The organism is Microbacterium sp. H6 (assembly GCF_003314775.1).
In the GTDB taxonomy this organism is placed as follows: Bacteria; Actinomycetota; Actinomycetes; order Actinomycetales; family Microbacteriaceae; genus Microbacterium; species Microbacterium oxydans.
Map to the genome: position 1 here is coordinate 247 of NZ_QOAY01000218.1, position 4,373 is coordinate 4,619.

The window sequence follows — 4,373 nt, forward strand, 5'->3', positions numbered from 1 at the left end:
CCGACCCGTTCGGCCCCCTCGTCCTGGCTCTGGAGCAGTTCGACGACACCGACCAGACGGCGCACCAGGCAGCGATCCTCTCGCGCCGGGTCGTCGCACCGCGCGCGGAGGTACAGGGCGTGGAGACCCCCGCCGACGCGATCGCGGTGAGCCTGGACAGAACCGGGCGTATCGACATCGCCCTCATCGCCGACCTGCTCGGCATGACCGACCACGAGGCGCGGCCCGCACTCGACGGGCTCGTGTTCACCGATCCGGTCACAGGCGAGCTGGTGCACGCGCCCGCATATCTCTCCGGCGACGTCCGAGCCAAGCTCGATGACGCGACCTCCCGCGCTGCGGAAGACCCGGAGTTCCAGAGGAACGTCGACGCGCTCCAGAGCGTTCTGCCCGAGCCGCTGGGAGTGGAGGACATCTCGGCGCGACTGGGGGCGGTGTGGATCAGCGAGCAGGTTCACCAAGACTTCCTTCGCGAGCTGCTGCGAAACCCCGAAGTGCGGGTGGAGAACCCGATGCCGGGCATGTGGGAAGTCCGCGGCGGACGCCAAGGCCTGCTGTCGACATCTGAATGGGGTACGTTGCGCCGCCCGGCGCCGGATATCGCGCAGGCGGTGATGGAGCAGAAGACGATCCTCGTCTACGACGAGATCGAGGAGGCGGACGGGACGAAGAGGCGGGTCCTCAACCCGGTCGAGACCGCCGCGGCGCAGGAGAAGGCCGAGGCGTTGCAGGAGCGTTTCGCCGAATGGGTGTGGGAAGACCCGGCCCGCGCCGCCGACCTGGTCGCCGAGTACAACAAGCGGTTCAACAGCATCGTGCTGCGCGACTACACCGATGCGGGCGACTACCTGTCCCTGCCAGGGCTGGCGGCGAACTTCACGCCGCGCCCGCACCAGCGTGCTGCGGTCGCCCGCATGATCGCGGAACCTGCCGCGGGGCTGTTCCACGAGGTCGGGGCGGGGAAGACGGCAGAGATGATCATGGGCGCGATGGAGATGCGCCGCATGGGTCTCATCTCTAAGCCGGTCATCGTCGTGCCGAATCACATGCTCGAGCAGTTCGGGCGGGAATGGTTGCAGCTGTACCCGCAGGCGCGAGTACTCGCCGCGTCCAGCCAGGAACTCACGGCGGACAAGCGGCGCCTGTTCGTCGCCCGCGCGTCGGCGAACGACTGGGACGCGGTGATCCTCACGCAAGGGGCGTTCGCGAAGATCCCGCTGCGCACCGAGACGCAGCAGGCGTACATCCGCGCCCAGGTCGAAGAGGTCAAGGGCGTGCTGGAGCACGCCGAGGGCGAGGACCGGATGAGCGTCAAGCGCGTGCAGCGAAAGCTCCTCGCTCTGGAGAACAAGCTCAAAGACCGCACCGACACCAGCCGCGACCAAGGGGTGTGCTTCGAGGACACGGGCATCGACTACGTGGTGGTCGACGAGATGCATATGTACAAGAACCTCGCCACCGAGTCGAACATCCGCGACGCCGCGATCGACGGCTCCGACCGCGCCACGGACCTGCATATGAAGCTCGAACACCTCCGCTCCCAAGGCCGCGAACGCGTGGTCACCGGCGCCACTGCCACGCCGATCAGCAACAGCGTGACCGAAGCGTTCGTGATGCAGCGCTACCTGCGCCCCGATCTGCTGGAGAAGGCGGGCATCGGGTCGTTCGACGCCTGGGCGGCCACGTTCGGGCAGACCGTGACGCAGATGGAGATGGCCCCGACCGGGAACACGTTCCGGATGAAGACCCGGTTCGCGAAGTTCCAGAACGTGCCAGAGATGCTCAAGCTCTGGTCGGTGTTCGCCGACGTGAAGACCGCCGACGACCTGCAACTCCCGACGCCCGACCTCGCGGCACGGGACGACGGCGCGCGGGTGCCGGCGACGGTCCCGGTGCAGCCCACCGTGGAACTGGAGCAATACATCGAATCCCTCGGTGATCGCGCGGAGAAGGTGCAGAACAAGCAAGTCACTCCGGACGAAGACAACATGCTCACCATCAGCACAGACGGGCGCAAGGCCGCACTCGACATCCGTATGGTGCTCCCATCCGGAGGGCCGTCGGGGCCGACGAAGGTGGACGCCGCCGCGGACGCGATCTTCCGTGTGTGGGAAAAGACACGCGACAACGAGTACCTCGACACCCTCACCGGGCAGCCCTCATCCGTGCGCGGCGCGTTGCAGCTGGTGTTCTCTGACATCGGCACCCCCAACCCCGACAGGTGGAACGCCTACGACGAACTCCACGCTCAGCTTGTGCTGCGCGGCATGCCCGGCGAGGCGATCCGGTTCATGCACGAAGCGAAGACCGACGCCGACAAGGCCCGACTGTTCGCCGCCGCACGCGCCGGGCACATCGCCGTGCTGGTCGGGTCGACCGAGAAGATGGGCGTCGGTACGAACGTGCAGGCCAGGGCCGTCGCGCTCTATCACCTCGACTGCCCCTGGCGCCCGTCCGATATCGCCCAGCGGGAGGGTCGCATCCTCCGGCAAGGAAACCAGAACCCCGAGGTCGCGATCGTCCGGTTCGTCACCGAGCGGTCCTTCGACTCGTATATGTGGCAGGGCGTCGAGCGGAAGGCCACATTCATCGCGCAGCTGATGCGGGGCCGCCTCGACACCCGCGAGATAGAGGAGATCGACTCCTCCGCCCTCTCGGCAGCGGAGGCGAAGGCGATCAGCTCCGGCAACCCGCTGCTGCTGGAGCACTCGACCGTCCAGAACGAAGTCACGCGCCTACGCCGGCTGGAACGCGCGCACCAACGCAACGAGTCCATGCTCGTGCACACCCGGGATCGTGCCCGCGATGATGCCCGACGAGCTCAAGCCGACATCGAAGGGCTGGAGGCCGCCGCACCGCGCGTCCGGGATACCGGCGGCGACCGGTTCCGGATGCGACTGCACGGCCACAACTACGACTCTCGCGTCGACGCCGGCCATGCCCTCATGGCTTGGGCACGGGACTCAGGCTTCACGTCGGTGCCCTTCTACACGAGTCGCGACTACGGCATGATCGGGTCGATCAGCGGATTCGACATCCGCCTGTCGACGCACCCGATGCTCAGAACGCTGATGGTCGAGGTCGGTCTCGTCGGGGTTCCTCGCAGTAGCTTCAGCATGTCCCGGGAAGCGTTTCTGGACGGCGCAACCGGACTCATCCAACGCATCGAGAACCGTGTCTCCGGCATCCCCACCCTGCTCGAGCAGGCACGCAGCGACCGTGACATCGCACAGCAGTCAGCCGCAGAAGCGCAGGCGAGGATTGGCCTGCCCTTCAAGCATGCGACCGCGCTCACCGAAGCCGAGGAAGACCTCACCCGCGTCGAGGCACAGCTCGCCGCGATGCAGGACAATGGCGAACCTGAGCCGACCGCCACCGAGCGGGCGTCACTGACCGTGGAAGTCGTGAACGCCCACAGGCCCGCACTCGGCATACGTTCACATCCGGATCGTCATCCGGCGGCATTCGAGCCCAAGACTCCCGGCGCTCCAGTCGGGCGCGAGAACGGCCGAAACCTCGGCCCGTGAGAATGGCGGGCTCGTCAACAGCCCGCCTCGCGCGAGTACGCGCCGAAGTACAGCAGTCTCTCTGGGCCTTCCTGCTGGTGTCGGCCGGTCGAGCCCGCCGTGACAGTGGCGACGCCGCGATCCTGTGACGGGGTGCATCACACTTCTCTGTTGTGGTGAGGGTGTGCACCTCTCCTGCACAGAGACGCCCCGGATGGGGTGACGAGGATGCAGGAGGACACGATCATGACCATCACCACGAAGCCGTCCGTTTCGGGGTTCATCGCGACGACGCCCCGACGGTCGGAGACACGCGAGGGCAGGACGAAGTTCTACGCCCGGTTCGCGCAGTCGCACGCGCAGCGCAACGACGACGGCACCTTCACGCAGCTCGACTCGAGCTTCAGCAACATCGTCGCGTACGGCGAGGCCGCGGAGTGGGCGCTGGCGAACCTGCAGAAAGGGGACGCCTTCATTGCCCAGGGCAACGAGCGCTCCTACACGCAGCAGCGTGACGGGCAGGCGGTCGAGGGCGAGGAGTTCATCGCGAACAAGATCAGCCATGATCCGGCTCGTCACCCCTACGTCGTCGACCGCACGCCACGCGCGAGCCGGGGTCAGGAGCGCCAGGTGTCGTCGCCGCTCGATGACCCCTTCAACGCGCCGCGTCCGCAGACCCAGGCAGCGCCCGCACTCGGGCGCTGAGTCGGAAGCCAAGACGATGACCGGAACCGACGACGAATCGGTGGACATCGACGGCCGCGACGACCCGGAGGGCGGCGAGCCGGAGCCGGCGTTCGAGATGCCGATGCTCCCGGAACCGCCGCACCCGATCAACTGGAACCTCCTGCGGGCAGATGACGCTGA

General features: G+C 67.2%; 2 protein-coding genes. Both read left to right on the plus strand.

The features are described from left to right. Positions 1–3,527, plus strand: a 3,527-nt coding sequence (locus DSP71_RS14330) for an SNF2-related protein (protein ID WP_258546455.1), incomplete at its 5' end; no start/stop codon positions are given. Positions 3,528–3,752: 225 nt separating this feature from the next. Then, complete coding sequence (locus tag DSP71_RS14335) at positions 3,753–4,211, plus strand: single-stranded DNA-binding protein (protein WP_036286723.1); 459 nt, start codon at positions 3,753–3,755, stop codon at positions 4,209–4,211. The last annotated feature ends 162 nt before the right edge of the window (positions 4,212–4,373 follow it).